25 protein-coding genes are annotated in these 21,052 nt (G+C 52.3%); 16 read left to right on the top strand and 9 right to left on the bottom strand.

The window, feature by feature from the left end; genetic code table 11:
• The 10 genes from ML541_RS14760 to ML541_RS14715 all read left to right on the top strand — a co-directional run.
• Positions 1 to 260 (top strand): IS30 family transposase (locus ML541_RS14760; RefSeq protein WP_243374004.1); only part of this gene is annotated, 260 nt, incomplete at its 5' end.
• 143 nt (positions 261 to 403) lie between these two features.
• Positions 404 to 2,353 carry a P-loop NTPase fold protein gene (locus ML541_RS14755; protein WP_243374003.1) on the top strand — a complete coding sequence of 650 codons (1,950 nt, stop codon included), beginning with the start codon at positions 404 to 406 and terminating at the stop codon, positions 2,351 to 2,353.
• 3 nt (positions 2,354 to 2,356) lie between these two features.
• Positions 2,357 to 3,100, top strand: a complete 744-nt coding sequence (locus ML541_RS14750) for a hypothetical protein (RefSeq protein ID WP_243374002.1) — start codon at positions 2,357 to 2,359, stop codon at positions 3,098 to 3,100.
• Positions 3,097 to 4,437, top strand: coding sequence for a Qat anti-phage system QueC-like protein QatC (qatC, locus tag ML541_RS14745; RefSeq protein ID WP_243374000.1), 1,341 nt, complete (start codon positions 3,097 to 3,099; stop codon positions 4,435 to 4,437). Before ML541_RS14750 ends, qatC begins: the two co-directional genes overlap by 4 nt.
• Positions 4,438 to 4,450: 13 nt before the next feature.
• Positions 4,451 to 5,194, top strand: coding sequence for a TatD family hydrolase (locus ML541_RS14740; protein ID WP_243373999.1), 744 nt, complete (start codon positions 4,451 to 4,453; stop codon positions 5,192 to 5,194).
• A gap of 24 nt (positions 5,195 to 5,218) precedes the next feature.
• Positions 5,219 to 6,199, top strand: coding sequence for an HNH endonuclease (locus ML541_RS14735; RefSeq protein ID WP_243373998.1), 981 nt, complete (start codon positions 5,219 to 5,221; stop codon positions 6,197 to 6,199).
• A gap of 10 nt (positions 6,200 to 6,209) precedes the next feature.
• Positions 6,210 to 6,980 carry a hypothetical protein gene (locus ML541_RS14730; protein WP_243373997.1) on the top strand — a complete coding sequence of 257 codons (771 nt, stop codon included), beginning with the start codon at positions 6,210 to 6,212 and terminating at the stop codon, positions 6,978 to 6,980.
• A gap of 92 nt (positions 6,981 to 7,072) precedes the next feature.
• The gene (locus ML541_RS14725; protein WP_243373996.1) at positions 7,073 to 7,282 is read left to right on the top strand and encodes a DUF2191 domain-containing protein; all 210 of its coding nucleotides are present in this window, start codon (positions 7,073 to 7,075) and stop codon (positions 7,280 to 7,282) included.
• Positions 7,275 to 7,679 (top strand): PIN domain-containing protein, encoded by a 405-nt coding sequence (locus ML541_RS14720; protein ID WP_243373995.1) that lies wholly within the window; start codon positions 7,275 to 7,277, stop codon positions 7,677 to 7,679. Before ML541_RS14725 ends, ML541_RS14720 begins: the two co-directional genes overlap by 8 nt.
• A gap of 135 nt (positions 7,680 to 7,814) precedes the next feature.
• Positions 7,815 to 8,225, top strand: coding sequence for a YidB family protein (locus ML541_RS14715; protein WP_243373994.1), 411 nt, complete (start codon positions 7,815 to 7,817; stop codon positions 8,223 to 8,225).
• 30 nt (positions 8,226 to 8,255) lie between these two features.
• Here ML541_RS14715 and ML541_RS14710 read toward each other — a convergent pair whose 3' ends face one another.
• Positions 8,256 to 8,711: a DUF6328 family protein gene (locus ML541_RS14710; RefSeq protein ID WP_243373993.1), complete on the bottom strand. Its 456-nt coding sequence runs from the start codon at positions 8,709 to 8,711 to the stop codon at positions 8,256 to 8,258.
• Positions 8,712 to 8,897: 186 nt separating this feature from the next.
• Between ML541_RS14710 and ML541_RS14705 the strand changes: the two genes are divergently transcribed.
• From ML541_RS14705 to ML541_RS14680, 6 genes are all read left to right on the top strand, one after another.
• The gene (locus tag ML541_RS14705; RefSeq protein ID WP_243373992.1) at positions 8,898 to 9,188 is read left to right on the top strand and encodes a putative quinol monooxygenase; all 291 of its coding nucleotides are present in this window, start codon (positions 8,898 to 8,900) and stop codon (positions 9,186 to 9,188) included.
• 151 nt (positions 9,189 to 9,339) lie between these two features.
• A complete protein-coding gene (locus tag ML541_RS14700) occupies positions 9,340 to 9,540 on the top strand; it encodes a cold-shock protein (RefSeq protein ID WP_243373990.1) in 201 nt (66 codons plus the stop codon).
• 74 nt (positions 9,541 to 9,614) lie between these two features.
• Positions 9,615 to 10,940 carry a DEAD/DEAH box helicase gene (locus tag ML541_RS14695; protein ID WP_243373988.1) on the top strand — a complete coding sequence of 442 codons (1,326 nt, stop codon included), beginning with the start codon at positions 9,615 to 9,617 and terminating at the stop codon, positions 10,938 to 10,940.
• Positions 10,897 to 11,511: a tRNA-uridine aminocarboxypropyltransferase gene (locus tag ML541_RS14690; RefSeq protein WP_243373986.1), complete on the top strand. Its 615-nt coding sequence runs from the start codon at positions 10,897 to 10,899 to the stop codon at positions 11,509 to 11,511. The genes ML541_RS14695 and ML541_RS14690 overlap by 44 nt, the downstream gene beginning before the upstream one ends.
• Positions 11,512 to 11,554: 43 nt before the next feature.
• Complete coding sequence (locus ML541_RS14685; protein WP_243373984.1) at positions 11,555 to 12,250, top strand: Bax inhibitor-1/YccA family protein; 696 nt, start codon at positions 11,555 to 11,557, stop codon at positions 12,248 to 12,250.
• Positions 12,251 to 12,316: 66 nt separating this feature from the next.
• Positions 12,317 to 13,009 carry a carbonic anhydrase gene (locus tag ML541_RS14680; protein ID WP_243373982.1) on the top strand — a complete coding sequence of 231 codons (693 nt, stop codon included), beginning with the start codon at positions 12,317 to 12,319 and terminating at the stop codon, positions 13,007 to 13,009.
• Between the two features lie 312 nt (positions 13,010 to 13,321).
• Here the strand turns inward: ML541_RS14680 and ML541_RS14675 are convergent, their stop codons facing one another.
• From ML541_RS14675 to ML541_RS14640, 8 genes are all read right to left on the bottom strand, one after another.
• Entirely contained in the window at positions 13,322 to 14,626 is a 1,305-nt protein-coding gene (locus tag ML541_RS14675; protein ID WP_243373979.1) for a phenylacetate--CoA ligase, read from the bottom strand.
• A gap of 16 nt (positions 14,627 to 14,642) precedes the next feature.
• Positions 14,643 to 15,386: an ABC transporter ATP-binding protein gene (locus ML541_RS14670; RefSeq protein WP_243373978.1), complete on the bottom strand. Its 744-nt coding sequence runs from the start codon at positions 15,384 to 15,386 to the stop codon at positions 14,643 to 14,645.
• Positions 15,387 to 15,388: 2 nt separating this feature from the next.
• Entirely contained in the window at positions 15,389 to 16,144 is a 756-nt protein-coding gene (locus ML541_RS14665) for an ABC transporter ATP-binding protein (RefSeq protein WP_243373976.1), read from the bottom strand.
• The gene (locus ML541_RS14660) at positions 16,137 to 17,105 is read right to left on the bottom strand and encodes a branched-chain amino acid ABC transporter permease (protein ID WP_243373975.1); all 969 of its coding nucleotides are present in this window, start codon (positions 17,103 to 17,105) and stop codon (positions 16,137 to 16,139) included. The genes ML541_RS14665 and ML541_RS14660 overlap by 8 nt, the downstream gene beginning before the upstream one ends.
• A 2-nt stretch (positions 17,106 to 17,107) precedes the next feature.
• The gene (locus tag ML541_RS14655) at positions 17,108 to 17,989 is read right to left on the bottom strand and encodes a branched-chain amino acid ABC transporter permease (RefSeq protein ID WP_243373973.1); all 882 of its coding nucleotides are present in this window, start codon (positions 17,987 to 17,989) and stop codon (positions 17,108 to 17,110) included.
• Between the two features lie 83 nt (positions 17,990 to 18,072).
• Positions 18,073 to 19,212: an ABC transporter substrate-binding protein gene (locus ML541_RS14650; protein WP_243373971.1), complete on the bottom strand. Its 1,140-nt coding sequence runs from the start codon at positions 19,210 to 19,212 to the stop codon at positions 18,073 to 18,075.
• A 54-nt stretch (positions 19,213 to 19,266) separates the two neighbouring features.
• Entirely contained in the window at positions 19,267 to 19,698 is a 432-nt protein-coding gene (locus ML541_RS14645) for an ACT domain-containing protein (protein WP_243373969.1), read from the bottom strand.
• 40 nt (positions 19,699 to 19,738) lie between these two features.
• Positions 19,739 to 21,043: a phenylacetate--CoA ligase gene (locus tag ML541_RS14640; RefSeq protein WP_243373968.1), complete on the bottom strand. Its 1,305-nt coding sequence runs from the start codon at positions 21,041 to 21,043 to the stop codon at positions 19,739 to 19,741.
• Between the last annotated feature and the right edge of the window lie 9 nt (positions 21,044 to 21,052).

Below are 21,052 nucleotides of genomic sequence, written 5' to 3'. Positions count from 1 at the left end.
AGTTCAAAGAGCTGGAAGCAAAAACAGGGCTGAAAGTGTACTTCGCTGATCCCTATGCAGCCTGGCAGCGAGGAACCAACGAAAACACCAACGGCCTCTTACGGTTCTACTTTCCTAAAGGTACCGACTTTCACGCAGTTACTGAAGAAGAACTGCATTTCATAGTTGAAAAGGTGAATCATCGACCCAGAAAATGCCTTAACTACCAGACACCACACGAAGTCTTCTTTCAAAATTCACGTGGTGCACTTGCAATTTGAATCCACCAAGCTAATTATATAAATAGGGGGAGTGTCCCTAGTTTTCCTCAGGATAATCGGCGTGGTGGGTAGTGAAACTAAGGTTGTAGCTGGCCGGAGTAATCAAACTGTTTAGCTTTAATTTACTGAATTAGGAGTTGAATATGTGGCCGGATAATGAAACGAAAAATGATCTGCTCGGGTTTAAAGTTCACTCTGATCTTGTGCGCACAGTGATAACGAATCCAGCTATGTTGCCAACAACAATAGGCGTATTTGGTGACTGGGGGGGCGGCAAGACCAGTATAATGAAGATGTTGGAATGGGACCTTGAACCAGAAAACTGGCCAGAGGGCTCTCCTGAGCGAAAACAATGTGAAACAACGGCAGTGGTTTACGTCAACACTTGGTTGTTCGAGGGGTATGACGATGCAAAATCTGCATTACTCACGGCTGTAATTAAAGAACTGGCTGAACACAAACGATTTGGTCCAAAAATTAGAGATGCTGCGATTTCTCTTTTAGAAAAAGTGGACCTTATGAGAATGGTTCGTTTTGGTCTTAAATATATTGCACTTCCAGCAGCTGCAGCTGCTGCATCAGGAGGATTGACTGCTGTTCCAGCAGCAATAGCATTGAGTAGCGGATTGTCCAGTCTTACTGATTCGTCAAAACCTGAATCTTGTGATGATGAGGAGGAAGAAAAAGAGAAGCCAGACACTAAAGGTCTCTTGAAGGAGAAATCCACAGATAAGAAAACACTAGATATTAGGACTTTTAGGAAAAAGTTCAAAAAAATGCTTTCAGACGGAGGCATTTCAAGTCTAGTAGTTCTTGTTGATGATCTGGATAGATGTACGCCAGAGCGGATCATTGATAATCTTGAAGCAGTAAAACTCTTCTTGAGTGTTGAGCAAACTGCATTTGTTATTGGAGCTGATCCTCGCATAGTCGAACATGCAATTCGCAATAGATATGCAGAATTTTCAACCGACAATATTAAGAATGAAGATACTCAAAGATTGGTAAAAGATTACCTTGAAAAACTTGTACAAGTACCATATTCGTTACCAAGACTATCTTCAACTGAAATAGAAACCTATATGACCTTATTGTTCTGTCAAAAGCATTTGGAAGCAGAGCAATTTAATATTTGCATAAAGGCCTGCAACGAAAAAAGATCAACAAATAGATATTCAAGTTTTGGTTATTTTGATGCGCGAACTGCTTTAGGCATTCCGGAGCTAGAATCAGATTTTTCAAATGCTCTTGCATTTTCTGCAAGTATTGCTCCTCTAATTGCAGATGGGTTGAAAGGAAATCCGAGACAAGTCAAGCGGTTCCTAAATGCTTTGATGTTGCGTAAACAATTAGCTTACGTAGCCAGATTGGAGAACATAAAGGACTCAGTGCTTGTGAAGCTAATGATATTGGAGTATGTCCACCCAGAACTTTTTGCTCAAGTATATTCTTGGCAATCACAGCAAAACGGTTATCCAAAAGAACTTGCAGAGCTTGAAGAAGCAATTTTGGGTGCTGCGGCAACCCTCGATAGTACAGATGCAGTAAAGAAAGACTCCAAATGGGCAACGGCAGCTGTCCGTAGGTGGGTCGTTACCGAGCCACGGCTTCGTGATGTCGATTTACGCGATTATTTTTGGGTGGCGCGTGATCGACTTGAAACTACTTTTTCTGGTGTTGCCATGGTCTCTCCTGTTGTTAGAAGGGTATTGGATGATCTTGTTTCTGGTCTAGCTCCCAAAAGAAATGCGGCAATGAAAACAGCACAGACGCTCGACCCTGATGAGATAGCCAATCTATTGACTCTGATTAGCCAACAAATATTGAGACAACCTGGCGAAAAGATAGGATTTGATGCAATACGATTCTTGATTGAAGCGGACATTGATCAAGCTGCTGAGGTTATGGCGAGTTGCTTGCTACAGTGTCCTTTAGATAAAGTTAATCCTGCTGTAGGAATGGATATCATCACCGTTTCTAATGCTAAACCAAGATTCACGGAGATTTTAAAGCCAGCCATAGAGCACCTATCTAGATCAACGACGCCAGTTGGTCGAGCAGTTCAAAGAGCTATTAAACCTAAGGAGCGTTGATTTATGGGAACTTCGCAAAGTTATAGCGCACCACCTTCTTGGACTGATATCAAAGGTCAAGTAACTAGACTAGCAAAAGAGGATACCATCTCTTCCTTTAAGTCGAAGAAATTAATAAGCAGTTTTATCGATCATAATGGTGGGTCACGTGTGTTATCAGGTCGTGCCAGAGGTAGAGCGGGCGGTGGTGCTATTGCCACAGGAGGGGCTGCGAGAAATATTGCAGGGCGATTAGCTTCATTTATTTCCGCTGTTGGCACGCATGGGTTATCAGATTCTTTAGGTAGATTTGGCTGGACGGATCTAATTGGTAAGCCGGTTCAAGAAGTTCTAAATGCACTTCTCGATCGTTTGGGTGGTGACTCCAGTACCATCGAAGATGTCGATGCTAGAATGGCTCTGTCCAAGCTGCAAGAGAGGTATTTTGCTGAAGCGGACACACCAGAGAGGCTTGAGGAGATTCTAATCCAACAGGTGGATAGATTAGAGCCATTGCTGGAAGAATTTTTCGGCTTTTATCTGCATGAATTATTCTGTCGAGTTTTTTTTGAGCGCCTTGTTCAGAGAGTTGGTGAGGCAAAGGCACATTCATTCCTTGAAGTAATCGGAGATGTTATAAATTCAACGTTTACTAATCGTACAGCGGAACGTGATCTAACAAATATTGATTGGAACGGCCCTGATGGAACGTCGATGATTACGGACATAATGGAAACTACATTAGAAATACTTGGAGGGGCGGAATGAATATAAGAGCTGAAATTCAATATAACGGACGCCCTAACGCTTCTGGCTTTAAGCCTGTAAGATTGTTAAAAGATGACGGTAGTTGTTTATGTCAACTTGATGTAACTTTTTCAAATCTGGCATCGCTCACGCAGACAAATTCGCGAGCTATAGACTTTTTACTACTTGCAGCAGTCGTCTATTCGATGGACAAGAAGTTGCTTCGAAAAACAGCAGATGACTCATGGACTCGGAACTATTCGCTAATGCTACCAGTTTCTGATGTTGAAGCCTGGAGATTGGGCAAATCAGAACTGGATAGCTGCCTTTCATTCTTAACTGGTGATGTATGGGACGTTAATTATTATGCTCAAACAGGGACACCTATTGAACCAGTTCAACAAGCTTTAGCTTTGCAACCAACCGCTAACGCAGTCTGTTTGTTTTCAGGTGGGCTTGACTCATTAATAGGCGCTATAGATTGGCTAAGTGAGAATACAGACGGTTCTTTAGTAGCAGTTGGTCATTATGATGAACAGATGAAGGGGCCAAAATCCGACCAAGAACAATTGTTGCCAAGAATTCAACGAGCATATCCAGATCGTTTTGATTTGATTCAAGTACGCATCGGACACAGGAACGATCTGGAGCGTAAGTCTGAGATCACTTTAAGAAGCCGATCTCTAGTATTTATTGCACTCGGCGTTTATGTTGCCTCCGCTCTTGGGCGTGACGTGCCTATGCTCATACCGGAAAACGGTACGATCGCTTTAAATGTCCCTCTAAGCCCATCACGCAGAGGCTCTTGTAGTACGCGGACTGCCCATCCGTATTATCTTGTAAAACTTAGGAGAATCTTAACTGGGTTGGGTGTCTTGAATGCCATATCAAACCCGTTGGAGGAAAAAACAAAGGGTGAGGCTGTAAGTCAATGTCTGAATCCGCAACTTCTTAACGAATTAGCGCGATTATCTGTCTCATGTGCAAAAAGGGGGCACAGAAGATATTTCACAAATCGCGACGCCAAATCTTGTGGGCGCTGCATGCCATGTATCTATCGCAGAGCTGCTCTGCATACGATTGGGTTAGATAATGAATTATATGGAGATAACTTTTGTACTGGCGATGTGAATATCAATGCGAATGGTATTAAGCCAAATGACCTTCGTGCTTGCTTAGCATTTTTGAAAAACAATGCCTCTTTATCTGAAATTTCATCATTGTTAATGACCAATGGTAGCTTGGATGCTACGAAACTGCCTGCATATTCAATGATGGTTCAAAGAGCGATGAGCGAAATTAGAAACCTACTCAGAGACAAGGCGACAACCGAGATCAAGCGATTAGCTGGTTTGTAAGCAGGGATAATATATGCTAGATGCACATTGTCATATAGATCGATACAAGACTCCGATAAAAATAGCAAAAGATGCTGAACGAAAAAGCGTTTTCACAATTGCTATGACTAATTTACCCAGTCATTTTTTGGCAGGATTACCTCATGTTCGAGGCTTCAAGATGATACGCCTTGCAATGGGTCTTCATCCACTTGCAGCCATTCAGCATGTGCAAGAACTAAAGCTATTTGAACAACATCTTTCGCTTACGTCATTTGTTGGCGAGGTAGGTTTGGATTTTTCAAGAGAAGGGAAAAAAACTCGTGAAATACAAACTGAAACTTTTCGTTTTATCGCAAAAAAATTGTCAGGTGAAAATAAAGTAACTTCTGTACACTCAAGGGGCGCGGAGTCTGAAGTGCTGGATATTTTGACAGAGTTCAATATTTCGGCTGCTATTTTTCACTGGTTTACGGGAACTCCTTTATTACTTAATGAGACAATAGTGCAAGGTCATTATTTTTCCGTTAATCCTGCTATGATACGGTCTGAAAATGGCGTCAAAATAATTGAAAAAATACCAAGGGATCGCATTCTAACTGAGTCAGACGGCCCGTATGTGAAAAACGGCAAGTTTTCTATCCGACCCTGGGACGTGATTGATGTCGAGAAGTATTTATCGAGTGTTTGGGATGTGTCTCCAGATGAAGTAAGGGCAATAATTTGGGGTAACTTTAGGCGCCTGCTGGCAAAAAATAATCTTTTACAAGAGAGTTGACACAAGATTTCTACATTACGGAATATGATCGATCTCACCACCTCCCTCAAAATCTTCTCCTCCCTCTCCCGCGCCCCCGGCGGGATCTGGACCGAGGTCAGCAAGCGCAAGGCCCCGCACAAGCCGATCTTGCTGCTGGCGGTGCTGGACCTGGTGCATCGCGGTGTCATTACATCCCCGTTCATCGACGTCACTGGCGATTTGATCGAGCTCAACGAACTGTTCAACCTCTACTGGCGGCGCGTTGTTCCCCTTGGCCAAACCAGCAGCATTGCCTTTCCCTTCTCCCGCCTGGATCGTGAACCATTCTGGGAACTGGTCCCCCTGCCGGACAAGACAATCACCCCCGCCATCATCAACAACACCTCCTCCGTCAGCTATCTCCGCAAATACGCCCTCGGCGCAAAGCTGGATGAAAATCTTTTCCAGGTAATGCAGACCTGGGAGGGGAGAGAGGCACTGCGGGAAGCGCTGCTTCTTTCCTGCTTTTCACCAGAAGCGCAGGCTCAACTACGGGACCAATCCATCATCAACCGCGAAGCCTACGACTACAGCCGAATTTTGGAAGAGAAATCCCATCTGCCACTGGTAAAGGAGATCGTCGAGGCAGATAACTACCGCTCCATTGCCCGAGATCAAGGCTTCCGTCGGCTGGTCGTTACCACCTATGACCACCGTTGCGCCCTGTGCGGTGTCAGGATCATAACGCCGGAGCAATACACGGTGGTCGAGGCGGCGCACATAGTTCCCTGGAGCAAAAGTAAAAATGACGACATCCGCAACAGTATGGCACTGTGCAGGCTTTGCCACTGGGCTTTTGACAACGGGATGATGGGGGTGTCGGAATGCTATGAAGTCATTACCTCCCGCCATATTTCCGCGCAGCCGAATGCGCCTGGATTCCTGCTGACGCTCACCGGACGTGGTATTATCGGGCCGAAAGATAACGATCTGTGGCCGGCACAGGAATATCTTGCAGAACACCGCCGTGAATGGCGGCTTTAGGAAGGTTTAAATGGAACAGATCCCAAATCCTGAAAATACTGCTGCAACCCCGCAATCAACCAAGCGAGACTGGAAGGAGTATGCTTCCATTGCGGCGCTAGCTATTGCACTTATAACTGCAGTTGCTTCGTATTACGGGCGCATCTACTATGGGGCTTATAACTTATACTGGGGATTGCCTGCGGACATGTTCTCATTGTCTAAGGAACAATCTGTTATAGGCGGTATTATGGCCTATATTTTGGTGTTTTTTAAAGTGCTGCTCGACTATGTGACCATTGTGTTCTTTATTGCTGTAGGGCTTATGTTTTTAGCAATGCTGTGCTGCCTTCGAGTCATACAACGAAAGTTGGAACTGGCCATCAAAAATGTAGCTGATTGGTTACAACCAAAGGTTGTTGAACATGTGCATATAAGTGATGGTATCGACAGGTTTGTTACTAGGTTGTGGTTTTTTCTCATGGCAATTTCAGCTTTGATCTTCTCAGTCCCCATTATGGCTGTGACATATTTATGGGCAGGCGAGCGGGGCGACGAACTCGCTCGCCAGGTTCACAAGGAGATTATTTCCGGCAAACCCAGCACCAAACCTTTCTCCTCCCGCGCCACCCTCCTCATCACCAACCCATCCAAAGGCTTCGACACCTACACTGGCCACCTCATCCAAACCTCCGCCACTCACTGCGCCTTGTACCAGAAGGGCAGGGGAGTCATGATCTTTCCCCTGGCAAGCGTCGCCAGGATGGAAATCGCCGAAAACAAAGCCAATGAAAAACGGTGAGTGTCAAACCACCATGAATAATCACTGATTTTTTGTGTTGGCTTTGAGCACATAATAGGTATAATTATGTGTGTGAAATGAAGGAGACTCTTATGGCACGTGCAACAGTTACCCTCCCGCAGGACCTTTTAACCGAACTCATGTCGTTGGTAGACGCCAAGACCAAGACTGAAGCTGTCGTTACCGCTGTCAGGGATGAGATACGCCTGCGCAAGGCAGCACGTATAAAGGCCATGGCCGGAAAGATGGAGTTCATAGCGGAGGCTGATGAACTGAGACATGGAGACCACCGCCTTGGCTAAGGTTCTCGTCGATACTTCCGTCTGGATCGAGTTCTTCCGCAGGCATGAGCCCTGCTTCAGCTTGGTGACGCGGCTGATCGACGAAGAACAGGTCTGCTGCACCGGGATCATCCTTGCCGAACTTATGCAGGGGGCAAAATCAGATAAAGAGCTTGCAGTACTCGCAGACTTCCCGCAGGTCTTCGAATTTATTTCCGAAGACACGGAATTATGGGCTGCAGCCGGACGGCTTTCTTTCAAGCTGCGCCGCTCGGGACAAACCATCGGTCTTGCCGACTGCTTCATCGCCACCGCTGCCGCACAAGCCGGCGTCCCGTTGGCCACACTGGATGCCCATTTCGAAAAAGTTAAAAAAGCAGCTAAAATCTCGCTCTACCCAGTCCCAGGCCGGAAGTGACCGGCTGTCTGCCTGCAGCAACCCCCACCCATCTTCCCGTTTGACAGATCACCGACTGCTGTTTCAATTGTCTTATAGCCTGCTTGGGCTCAATTGCTCCCAAAAAACCTGCAAAACCGGAACAGGAGGTCAATCATGGGTATCCTGGATGACATTACCGGTAAACTGGGTGGTCTGACTGGTGGTCTGGATGCAAAGGGTAAACTTCTAGGCGGCGTGATGGAGATGTTTTCCGGCCGGGAATCGGGCGGACTGCAGGGACTGATCGGCTCGTTCCAGCAGAAAGGGATGGGAGACATCGTCTCCTCCTGGGTCGGCAGGGGAGAAAACAAGCCCATTTCTCCGGACCAGGTCAGGGAAGGACTTGGTAACGACAAGGTCAGGGACCTTGCTGCCAAGGCAGGGGTTTCCGAGGACGAAGCCGCCGGGCACCTGTCCAGTCACCTGCCTGATTTCGTGGACAAACTTACCCCTGACGGCAATGTCCAGGAGGGGGGATGGATGGAGAAAGGGATGGAATTCATCAAGGGGCGGTTTTCGCGGTAAAGGGCCAAGTGAACTGCTGACAATGGATTTTCAGTTCTTTTTCCGCCACGGCAGCATGAACCACAGGGCAGAGAAGATACTGAGCAGCAGCGCGCTTAATAGGGCACTGAGCGCATGATGACGGGTTATGACGGTGGCGATGATGTAGAAGTCGAGACAGATGCCCAGCATCAGGGGGAACATGGAATAGAGCAGGAGCCGTGTTGAGATGGTGATGAAATCAGCCGTCGCCTCCTCGGGGCTGGACTGGCGGTGGTATGCGGCCGGTGTCATTACGAGCGCTACCGCGATAGCGACGAGCCCGATGGCGGCAAGGTGAAGATACTGCTCCATTGACGTCAGCTTTTCGGCAAATCCCTGGTTGAATACCGCAATCAACTGGAATCCGAACAGTGCCTGGATGCCCGGCAGAACCATCCGGCATTCCTCGAGGATGTGGGTCACCACTTCCGGCAGCGTCAATTGTTGCTTTTTCCCCTCGCGCACGAAGTTTCTCCTGTGTAAATTATACCGCGCGCCGCTGCGGGCACACCTGAACGATGGTGCCCTATTGCAGAAATCAGGTAGAGGAAGGCTGTTCAGGAAAGAGAGGATGTCGCGCTGGTATCCTGTTGAACTTACCGCTGAATTCTGTATACTGACCGTCATCCCAATCGGTGAGAAGGAGTGATCATGGCGAAGCTGACCGTCATTGCCAAGGTAACGGCAAAAAAGGAATCCATCGAGGCATTAGAGGCGGAGCTGATCAAGCTGGTCGCCCCGACCCGCCAGGAGCAGGGCTGCATCGAGTACCGGCTGCACCGGGACAATAATGACCCAGCCGTTTTTATCTTTTATGAAAACTGGGAAAACATGGCGGCTCTTGAGCGCCACATGAACTCGTCCCATTTCCAGGCCTATGTCAAGGCAACCGAACCGCTGATCGCCGATAAGGCGGTCAATCTCATGACCGGCGTCATGTAGCGTTCCTTGCCGGCCATTTGCATCGGCAAAAAAAATTGAGAAATTTTTTATTTAGCTTGACTCGGTACGAACAATGCTGTTAAGGTACCTTTGGTCCGGATTGTGCCGGACAACAATATCAAGCAGTAAAGAAATCGGAGAAAAGTAACGAATGGTAACCGGAACAGTAAAATGGTTTAACGACAGCAAGGGTTTTGGGTTTCTTGAGCAGGAAAATGGCGAAGACGTATTCTGCCACTTTTCCGCTATCACCGGCGACGGATTCAAGTCCCTTACTGAAGGCGATAGGGTTCAGTTTGAAGTCACCAAAGGTCCGAAAGGCCTTCAGGCAGCAAACGTCACCAGAATTTAACGCATCAGTACTTCGTTAACGCAGAAAAAGCCTCGGAGAAATCCGCGGCTTTTTTTTTGGAAAAAAGGATTTATATGCATTTTCAGTCTTTCAATTTTCACCCGTCGATCAGTGCCGCAGTAAAGGAGGCAGGCTATGTGACGCCGACGCCGATCCAGGCCCAGGGCATACCTGCCGTCATGAAAGGAAGCGACGTCATGGGGCTGGCCCAGACCGGCACCGGTAAGACAGCCGCCTTCGTGCTGCCGATCCTGCAGCGGCTTGTTAAGGGGCCACAAGGGAAGATCCGAGCCCTGATCATCGCGCCGACTCGCGAACTGGCCGAGCAGATCAACGAGAGCATTGCCGTGCTAGGGAAACAGACCCGCCTGCGGAGCGCCACCGTGTACGGCGGTGTCAACATCAAACCGCAGATACAGAAGCTGCGCAACGGGGTCGATATCGTTGTTGCCTGTCCCGGGCGGCTTCTGGACCACATGGGGCAGAAAACCATCGATCTGGCCAATCTTGAGGTACTGGTTCTGGATGAGGCCGACCAGATGTTCGACATGGGCTTTCTTCCCGATATTCGGCGCATCCTTGGGCAACTGCCGAGCAAGCGGCAGACCTTGCTTTTTTCGGCAACCATGCCCCCCGACATCAAGCGTCTGGCCGCGGATATCCTGCACAATCCGGTAACGGTGCAGGTCGGCACGACGGCACCGCCGGTGACGGTAAGCCATGCCATTTATCCGGTTGCGCAGCACCTCAAGACCCCTTTGCTCCTGGAGCTGCTGCGCCACACGGACAAGCAGTCGGTGCTGGTCTTTACCCGGACGAAACACCGGGCAAAACGTGTCGGCGAGCAACTGGAAAAAGCGGGCTACAGGGCCGCATCGCTCCAGGGCAATCTTTCCCAGAACCGGCGGCAGGCTGCACTGGAGGGCTTTCGTGATGGCTCGTTCCAGATACTGGTCGCCACAGATATCGCTGCCCGCGGCATCGACGTCAGCCAGGTCTCCCATGTGGTCAATTACGATATCACCGACAAGGCCGAAACCTACATCCATCGCATCGGCCGCACCGGCCGGGCTTCCAGAACCGGCGACGCCTTCACACTGGTAACGGCGGATGATGCGGCAATGGTGCGCACCATAGAAAAGACCCTCGGAGCCCCATTGGAGCGTCGGCTGGTGGAAGGCTTCGATTATAACGTGCCGGCACCTCGACAGGATGCGGAATTCGCCCGGCCGCCGAGAACGCCACAGGTCAGGAAACAGCCGAGGACAAAGCAGCCGGCCAAGACCACTGCTGCGCCCCAGATAAAACAGGCGGCACAACCGGCCACAGGCCATTCAGCAAAGGAGGCACGTCCCAGTGCAGCTCAGTCCCGGGTTCATCGCTCCCGACGCGCCCGTTAAGGTTGTACGTTGCCCGGTCACTGTGTCGATACCCTTGTTGAATCCTGTAATCCATGATACTTTCCAGATAATGAAGATAACCCTTTTGACCCATTTCAGGGAACTAGGCAAGCGCTCCAATACGGGGCGCCTCGTTATGGAGGTTATGGGGGATGCTGCGGAAGTGGTGCGCTGGGATCGGATCAATCCGCCAGCCGGGCTGGTGGAGGAGATCGAAAGGGGAGGGGTGGCGCTGGTCTATCCCGGGCCGGTCGAAGTTGAAGATAGTAATGGTGACCTGTCCCGCATCTCCCGCTTCATTTTCATCGACGGCACCTGGAACCAGGCCCGCAAAATCCACCAGCAAAGCCCATACCTGCGCAAGGTCAGGCGGATCAGTCTCAAACCGGACGGTCTGTCGCGCTACAACCTGAGAAAGAATCAGAAGGAATCCTGCCTCTGCACGGCGGAATGTGTCATTGAGATCCTGCGGAGCACCGGGCATGTAGAGCAGGCCGAACGCCTGCAGGAGCGTTTCTCGGCGTTTATCAGACCCCCTGGTGCCATGCGCGGCGCCGCCATGGGTGAGTAATCATCACTTTATTCAGCACATACAACAGGAAAGGAGCTCGAACATGGAAGACTTCAACATCAATTATCCACGCACCGCCGACCAGGTCGCCATCGCCCAGAATACCCTCATCAGGCAGGTTTATGCCTGGATGGCCGGCGGACTTTTCGTTACCGCACTGCTGGCCGTTTTCACCATCTCTTCGCCGGCCATGCTCAACGTCATCTTCGGCAACCGTCTGGTATTCTACGCCCTCATCCTGGGCGAGCTGGGTCTGGTCGTAGCCATCTCCGGCGCCATCAACCGGCTGAGCTCCGCTGCCGCATCGGGCCTTTTCCTGCTCTATGCCGCCCTGAACGGCGTCACCATGTCCGCCATCTTCGCCGTCTATACCGCCGAATCAATCGGCTCGACGTTTGTTATCACCGCCGCCACCTTCGGTACCATGAGCATCTATGGGACTGTGACGAAACGGGATCTGAGCGGTTGGGGGAGCTTCCTTTTCATGGGGCTGATCGGCATCGTCATCGCTTCGGTGGTCAATATCTTCACCAAGAGCAGCGCCGCGTCGTGGATCATTTCCGCCATCGGCGTCATCGTTTTTACCGGCCTGACAGCCTACGACACCTGGAAAATAAAGGCCATGGCCGCAGGCGGTGCACATGGGCGCAAGCCGGCCATCCTCGGCGCACTTACTCTCTATCTGGACTTCATCAACCTCTTTCTCATGCTGCTGCGCCTGCTGGGAAACCGGCGTTAAATTAAATTTATTTTCTTTCAAATATTTTAATGCTACTTTCTGGAGAAAATCTTCAGGAGGGTTCCCATGGATAAAGGGAGGTTGTTGAAAGTAATCTGGATCGCTGTTGTTACGATTGCACTGACCGGAACGCTTGTCATTGGCGCCGACAGCCAAGGCACCATGACTGCCGACGAGGCGTTGAAGAGCCTGCTGGATGGCAATCAGCGCTATGTTTCCAATCAGATGACCGGGCATAAACTGTGCGACCTGACCACCCGTGAAAGCCTGGCCAAGCATCAGAAACCATATGCCATCATTCTTTCCTGCTCCGATTCGCGCGTGCCGCCGGAAATAATTTTCGATAAGGGACTCGGGGAGATATTCGTCGTCCGCGTTGCCGGAAACGTTGCCGATCCGGCTATCCTGGGGAGCATCGAATACGGAGCGGAACACCTGGGGTCACCGCTGATCATGGTTCTTGGCCATGAACGCTGTGGTGCAGTAACCGCTGCGGTTGAGGCAAAAGGCAAAGCAGAAGGAAATCTGGGCTCGATTGTCCGTGCCATAACTCCGGCAGTGCAACAGGCCAGGAAGGAATCTGCCCGCAAATCAAAACCGGAACTGGTGGAAACCGCCATAGACGACAACGTGAAACTAGTTGCCGCCGCCTTGACCAAACAATCCAAAGTCATCGAGCACCTGGTTGCCGAAAGCAAGGTCAAGATTGTTGCCGCCAAGTATGATCTGGACGACGGCAAGATAACACTGCTCAAATAGAGCCAAAGCAACCGCAAGCCCTGAAAGCCCTGCAGATTTTCTGCACGGGCTTTTTTTCTTGTCCACTTTTGCTTAAATTGATAACACACACACTCGAACGGACAAGAAACCTCAATCATATATCGTACTTTACATAATATATCTTATCGGACATAAGTGGTCAGTTTGGGGCAGTCTGCCCAAAATGCTCTTCAAATCGGTTCAGGCTTCCCCATGGGCGGAAAAGAAAAACGGCCCTACAGGGCAAATTTGGAAGTTTGCCTTGCAAAGCCGCTTCTGGACTTACTTTAGTAGCTAATTGACAGAGCCGGTTCAGATTTTTCGCTTGTCGATGACCCGGCTGGCTTTGCCTTCCTGCCGTGGAATGCTGTTCGGTTCCACCAGCTTGACCGTTGCTCCGACGCCGAGCATGGAGGCGATCTTTTTCTCCACCATCTCCAGGAAAGCACGCTGCCTTTTCATCTCGTCGAAGAAGATGTTTTCCGTGACCTCGATGCGCACCTCCAGGTCGTCCATGGCGCCGACCCGGTCTACCACCAGTTGGTAATGTGGCTGGCACCCCTCGATGGCAAAGAGCACTTCTTCGATCTGGGATGGAAAGACGTTGACCCCCTTAATGATGAGCATGTCGTCGCTGCGCCCCATGGTTTTCTTCATCCGTACCAGCGTCCGGCCGCAGGCGCATTTGCTGTAGTCCAGGGAGGTTATGTCACGGGTGCGGTAGCGGATCATGGGAAGTGCTTCCTTGGTCAGGGTCGTCAGCACCAGTTCGCCGACGCTCCCCGGCGGCAGCACCTGGCAGGTTTCCGGGTCGATAATCTCGGCAATGAAAGCATCCTCGAAGATGTGCATGCCGCATTTATGCGGACACTCACCGGCGACACCGGGGCCGATCACCTCGGAGAGGCCATAATTATCGGTAGCACTCAATCCGAGCCGCGTTTCAATTTCCTTGCGCATGCTTTCCGACCAGGGCTCCCCGCCGAAAAGGCCAACTTTTAATGAGAGGGAGTTCGGATCAACCCCCATCCGCTCCATCTTGTCAGCCAGGGTAATCGCATACGTGGGCGTACAGACCAGGGCGGTGGATTTGTAATCCTGCATGATCATGATCTGCTTTTCTGTGTTCCCCGAGCTCATGGGAATGACGCTGGCACCGATGGTCTCGGAACCGTAGTGGAGCCCGAAGGCGCCGGTAAAAAGCCCATAGCCGAAGGCAATCTGTACCACGTCGTCGTGGGTCACGCCGGCAGCGGTCATGAACCGGGCCACCAGTCCTGACCAGGTCTGGAGATCATGTTTGGTGTAACCGACGACGGTAGGTTTGCCGGTGGTTCCCGAGGATGAATGGATTCGCACTACTTCCCGAAGGGGCACGGCGAACATGCCGTAGGGATAGTTCAACCGCAGGTCTTCCTTGGTGGTAAAGGGAAGCCTGGCGAGATCGGCCAGGGAGCGGATATCCTCGGGGACTATACCCAGCTCGTTGAACTTGTTGCGATAACAGCTCACATTCTTGTAGGCGCGGTTCAAGGTGGCCTGCAGCCGCTCCAGCTGCAACTGCTCGATTTCTTCCCGCTCCATGCACTCGTATGTCGGGTCCCAGATCAGTTCCATAATTCCCCCAGCAAGATTACCTTTCCCAGAGCTCTTTCTTTTCCCTGCCCAGGTAAGCACGTTGCACATCTTTATTTTCCAAGAGGTTCGATGACAATCCCTCAAGTATTACTTTACCAGTTTCCAGCACATACCCCCGGTCGGCCAGATTGAGCGCTGCCTTGGCGTTCTGCTCCACCAGGAGTATTGTCGTCCCATGCTGTTTACGCAGGTTGTCGATGACCCTGAAAATCTCCTGGACCACCAGTGGCGCCAACCCCATGGAGGGCTCGTCAAGGAGCATCAGCTTCGGTCGCGTCATCATGGCCCGACCGATGGCCAGCATCTGCTGTTCCCCCCCTGATAGCGTTCCTGCTGACTGCTTGCGCCGCTCCTCCAGCCGCGGAAACAGGCTGAATACCTCCTGCTTATCCTGTTGGATGCGGCTTTTCGCCTCCCTTTGCCGGTAGCGGAGATAGGCCCCCAATTCCAGGTTGTCCTCCACGGATAGGGGCTTGAAGACCTGGCGCCCTTCGGGAACCTGGGCAATGCCGGTCCTGACGATGCGATCGGGAGACAATGCCTGCACCAGCTCCCGTTCGAATAGGATCTCTCCTGCAGCTGCGGGAGTGACTCCGGAGATGGTGTTGAGGATGGTCGTCTTCCCTGCCCCGTTGGCGCCGATGAGGGTAACGATCTCTCCTTTTTCCAGGTGCAGGGAAACGTTCTTTAGGGCATGGACCTTGCCATAGAAGGTATTGACGTTCTTCAGTCGCAGCATGGCTAAAGCTCCTCCCCGAGGTAGGCGGAGATGACCTCCGGATTCTCCTGTATCTGCCGCGGGGTCCCTTCGGCCAGTTTTCTCCCCAGGTTGAGGACGATGATCCTGTCGCAGATGTCCATGACCAGTTCCATGTCGTGCTCCACCAGTACCACCGACACCCCTTTTTCCCGAACCGCCCGGATCAGCCGGGCCAGCCCCAGGGTTTCCTGGCTGTTCAATCCCGCGGCAGGCTCGTCCATGAGGAGTATGCGCGGCTCACAAGCCATGGCCCGGGCCAGTTCCAACAGTCGTCCCTTGCCGAAGGGAAGGTTGCCGGCTTCCACCTGGGCCAGGTCGGCGATGCCGACGAATTCCAGCCATGCCATGGCCTCCGTGCGGATCCTCCGTTCTTCGGCCACTGTCCAGGGCATCTTCAGGGCACAGGCGAGCATGCCGCTTTTGCTGCGGGCATGGAGGCCGACCATGACGTTTTCCAAGACGGTCATGTGGGAGAAGAGCTCGATGTTCTGAAAGGTGCGTACCATTCCCAGTGAGGCTAGCCGCTCAGCGGGCAGGCCGGAAATGTCCCGGGCTTCGAGGAAGACGGCACCGGCGGTACGGGAGTAAATGCCGGTGATGATATTGAAGAGCGTGGTCTTCCCTGCCCCGTTGGGGCCGATGACGCCGGTGATCTCGCCGCGGTTGACGCGGAACGAGACATCGTCCAGGGCGGTTACCCCGCCGAAAACCTGTCTGACTCCCCTCACCTCAAGCATCGACGGTCTCTCCTTTCTTCCGTCCGGTCATCATTCTGCGCAAAAGCGCCGGAATGCCGCGAACCAGCCCGCCGGGCATGAACATTATCATTACCATGAGCAGCAGACCATAGAAGACGATGTCGTAATCGTGGAGAAAGCGAAGAAACTCGGGAAGCAGCGTCAGCAGAAGCGCGCCGAGGAAGGAGCCATAGATGCTGCCGAGACCTCCGATCACCACCATGGTCAGAAGCTCAACGGAAAAATTGAAGCCAAAGGATGCTGGAGCGACAAAGGCCATGGTATGGGCATAGAGACTGCCGGCAAGGGAAGAAATAACGGCGGAAAGGGCGAAAATCTGCACCTTGAGCAGGCGGGCATTGACCCCCATTACCCGGGCGGCGACTTCAGAGTCGTGGATTGCCCGCAGGGAGCGCCCGATGCGGGAATCGGCAAGATTTACCGCCAAAAGCACCACGAGCAGCGTAACGATCCAGACCAGGTAGTAATTCTTCAGGTCGGAATCGAAGGCCACCGGTCCCAGTTTGAGATTGGGTATGCCTGACAGGCCGGAAGGTCCTCCGGTGATATCGACCGTTTCGTTGAAGACGATATAGACGATGATGCCGAAGCCGAGGGTGGCCATGGCCAGGTAATGTCCTTTAAGCCTGAGGATGGGGAATCCTATGACAAAGGCCAGGAGACCGACGCCGACAGCGGCCGCGACCATCACCAGCCAGGGATTCATGCCGTGGGTGGCGGTGAGGACGCCGGAAAGATAGGCGCCCAAGCCGAAGAAAGCGGCATGCCCGAGGGAAATCTGCCCCGCATAGCCCAGCAGCAGGTTTAAGGCGATGGCCAGCATGGTGTTGATGCCGACGAAGACCATGACATTGATCAGGTAGCTCCCCTTCAGCACAAAGGGGATGATGAGGATCAGGGCCACAAAAGCAGTATATTTGCACAGGGGGTGCTTGATCATGTTTATACCCGCTCCGTTTCGGCCTTGCCGAACAGCCCCTGGGGGCGAATGAAGAGAATGAGGAGCAGGATGATGAAGGCAATGGCGTCTTTGTAGCCCGAGGAGATCAGCCCCGCTCCCAGGGATTCCAGTACCCCCAGGAGAAGGCCGCCGACGACGACTGACATGCCGGTGCTCATGCCGCCGATAATGGCGGCACAGAACCCCTTGAGGCCGAGCATGACTCCCACGTCATAGGCGGTCATGGTAAGAGGGGCGATGATGATGCCGGCTAGGGAGCCCATGGCTGAACTGATGACAAAGGAAAGGAGTACCATCCTTTTCACGTCGATGCCGACCAGACCGGCAGCGCGCGGGTTGTAGGCGCAGGCCCGCATGGCCTTGCCGTTGATGGTATGGTAGAAGAAATATTTGTTCAGGCAGATAACCGCCAGGGTGATGCCCATGATCCAGAGATGCTGCGGCAGCAGTGTTGCACTGCCGATGGCGATGGGATTGTCACCGGAAAAGGAGGGTACGGAGTGGGTATCCTTTCCCCAGATGAGCATGGCCAGCCCTCTGATGAGGATGCTGCCGCCAATGGTGACGATGACCAGGTTGATTGGTGTTGCTTTGGCCAGGGGGCGTATGGCCAATCGTTCGAAGAGGAGACCGCAGAGGGTGGCACCGGTCACTGCCAGGATGATGGCGCCCCAGAGGGGGAACTGGAGGATGTCCAGGAAGAAGAAGGTGAGGATTCCGCCAAGCATGACGAATTCCCCCTGGGCAAAGTTGATGATGCCGGTGGCGTTGTAGATGATGGAGAAGCCGATGCCGATCAGCGCATAGATGGCCCCGGTGGCAATGCCCGAGAGAGAATACTGTAAGATCTGTTCCAACTGCATGTACCTCGACATCATACGCACAAAGAGACACGGAAACGTGTCTCTTTGTCGATTAAAAGCGGGATTCCGGCCCCCGGTCGCCGTTACTTGACGATTACCCAGTCCTTGTTCTTCACTTCCACCAGGACGAAGGCGTCTTTACCCAGACCGGCATGGTCCTGGGACGTAAAGGTGAAGGTCCCGCCGATGCCGTGGAACTGTCTGGTTTTTTCCAGTTGGTCGCGAATGGCTGCAGGGGTGTCCCCTCCCCGCTCGATGGCCCCTTTGAGTAACATAACTGCATCCCAGGCATGACCGCCGAAATGGTCACCTTCAGCCCGGTAATGTTTCTTGTAGTCGTTGACGAAAGCCATGAGTGATTTTTTCTGGGGGTCGGACGCCGGCAGCAGATCGGCAACGATCACTTTGCCGGAGGGGAGTTTGAGCCCTTCGGCCGCATCTCCCGCAAGCTGGATGAACTTTTTGGACGAGACGCCGTGGCTCATGAAAACGGGCATTTTCAGCCCCAACTGGCGTGCGTTCTTGGCGACGACTGCGGGTCCTGGATTGGTACCCCAGCAGATCAGGGCCTGGGCTTTGGAGCCCCTGATCTTGGTCAGTTGGGGGGACATGTCAGTATCTTTCGGTCCATAGGTGTCGTCGGAAACAACAGATATGCCATATTTCTTCGCCTGGGCTTTGAGCTGTTCCCGACCCGACTGGCCAAAGCCGTCGGAAACGGTGAGTATCGCCACCTTGTTCAGGCGGTTCTTCTGCAGGTATTCGTAGATCCGGGCAACGGCAAGGCTGTCGTTCTGGGCGGTCTTGAAAACCCATTTCTTCACCGGTTCGGTAATTTTTATGCCGGCCGCACAGGAGATGAGCGGCACCCCTGCCTTTTCCACATCATTGATGATGGCCATGGATTCACCGGTGGTGCTGGGTCCGATGATGGCCGAAACCTTGTCGTTCTTGATCAGTTTGTTGACCAGCTGCTTTGCTTTGGTGGCATCGCCGTTGGTATCGTAGACGATGAGTTCGATCTTCTTACCCTTGATGCCGCCCGCCTTGTTAATCTGGTCAACGACCATCACCGCGGTGTTTCGTTCCGGCTCTCCAAGGAAGGCGGCCGGACCGGTCACGGAGAAAAGCGCGCCTATTTTTATGGTCGGCGCCGCAAAGGCCGATGCACCGGATAGCATAAAGACTGCTGCTAAAAGGTATGACAGTAATCTGTGCCCCATGGAACCCTCCGAAATGATGATTTCATGGCTCGCCGTTCGGGACGAGCCAATCACTTACATGGTATAAAGCCTCTCGCCGGGCAGGATACTGAAATTATTGCTCTGTAGCGTGGTGATGGCCTTGGCCGTTTCGTCAAAACGGAAAATCATGACGGCATTCTCCCCACATCGCTCGACGAAGGCATACATGTACTCAACGTTGATTGATGCACGGTCAAGGGCCTGAAGAATGGCCGATAAACCACCGGGACGGTCTGGCACCTCGACAGCGACCACCTCGGTCCGGTTGACGGTGAACCCGTTGCTCTTGAGGACGCTGCACGCCTTCTCCCGGTCGTTGACGATCAACCGCAGGATGCCGAAATCCGAGGTGTCAGCTAGGGACAGGGTGCGGATATTGATGCAGTTTTCCCCCAGTATCCTGGTAACTTCGGCAAGACGTCCCGATTTGTTTTCGATGAAAATGGAGATCTGCTCTACCTGCATAGATACCTCCGTTACATAATAATGACTGCAGTTCCGGTGATCATTTTCCCAGGCTTCTGTTGTCGATGACCCGTTTTGCCTTTCCTTCGCTGCGGGCGATGGTCTTTGGCTCGACCAGCCGTACCTTGCAGCTGATACCGAGCATATCCTTTATTTCCTTCTCGATGCCATGGGAAAGGGCTTGAAGATGCTTGACCTCGTCGGAAAAGATATTCTCCCCGACTTCCACCTGCACTTCGAGAACATCCAGGTTCTCCTTGCGGTCAACGATCAGCACGTAATGGGGTTCGACCCCTTCGATGCCCATGAGTATCGACTCGATCTGGGATGGAAAGACATTGACGCCGCGGATGATGAGCATGTCGTCGCTGCGACCGCTCATGCGGGCGATGCGGGCGTGGGTCCTGCCGCAAACGCAGGGCGCATAGGTGATGCTGGTAATATCCCTGGTCCGGTAACGGAGCAGCGGAATGCCCTCCTTGGTGATGGTGGTGATCACCAGCTCGCCAAGGGAGCCGGGGGGAAGGACTGCACCTGTATCAGGGTTGATGATCTCGGGAATGAAGTGGTCCTCCCAGATGTGCAGCCCCTGCTTGGCCTCCTGGCATTCGATGGCTACTCCCGGCCCCATAATTTCGGAAAGACCGTAGATATCGATGGCCGACAGGTTCAGCTTGCCTTCGATTTCCTTGCGCATGGAATCTGACCAGGGCTCGGCGCCAAAAATCCCTACCCGCAGGCTCAGGTTCCTGAAATCCACATTCTCTTCAACGGCCGCCTCGGACATGAATAGGGAATAGGACGGGGTGCAGGTGAGTACCGTCGAGCCGAAATCCTTCATGATCATGATTTGCTTCTTGGTGTTGCCGCCGGACATTGGAATGACCGAGGCTCCAAGTCGCTCCGCTCCGTAATGGGCACCAAGGCCGCCGGTAAAAAGGCCGTAGCCGTAGGAGTTATGGATAATGTCTCCCCGGTGGACGCCGGCAGCGGCAAAGGAGCGGGCCATAAGTTCAGACCACGTCTCGATGTCCTTGCGGGTGTAGCCGACGACGGTCGGCTTGCCGGTGGTGCCGGAAGAGGCATGAATGCGGACGATGTCCTCCATCCTGGCGGCAAAGAGGCCATATGGGTAGCTATCCCGCATATCCTGTTTATAGGTGAATGGGAGGCGCTGCAGATCCTCCAGTGACTTGACCTGGGAAGGCTTTATCCCAGCCTTGTCCAGGGCCTGCCGGTAGAAGGGAACATTGGCGTAGATTCGCTCCAGCATAGTCTGCAGGCGTTTCAGTTGCAGGGCTTCCAGAGCGGGACGGGGAAGCGTTTCGAATTCTTCATTGAACATAGGGAAGAC

The sequence above is a fragment of the Geotalea sp. SG265 genome (assembly GCF_022808985.1).
Classification (GTDB): domain Bacteria; phylum Desulfobacterota; class Desulfuromonadia; order Geobacterales; family Geobacteraceae; genus Geotalea.
The sequence above is the reverse complement of the archived record's forward strand: the minus strand, read 5'-3'. Positions and strand labels throughout refer to the sequence as shown.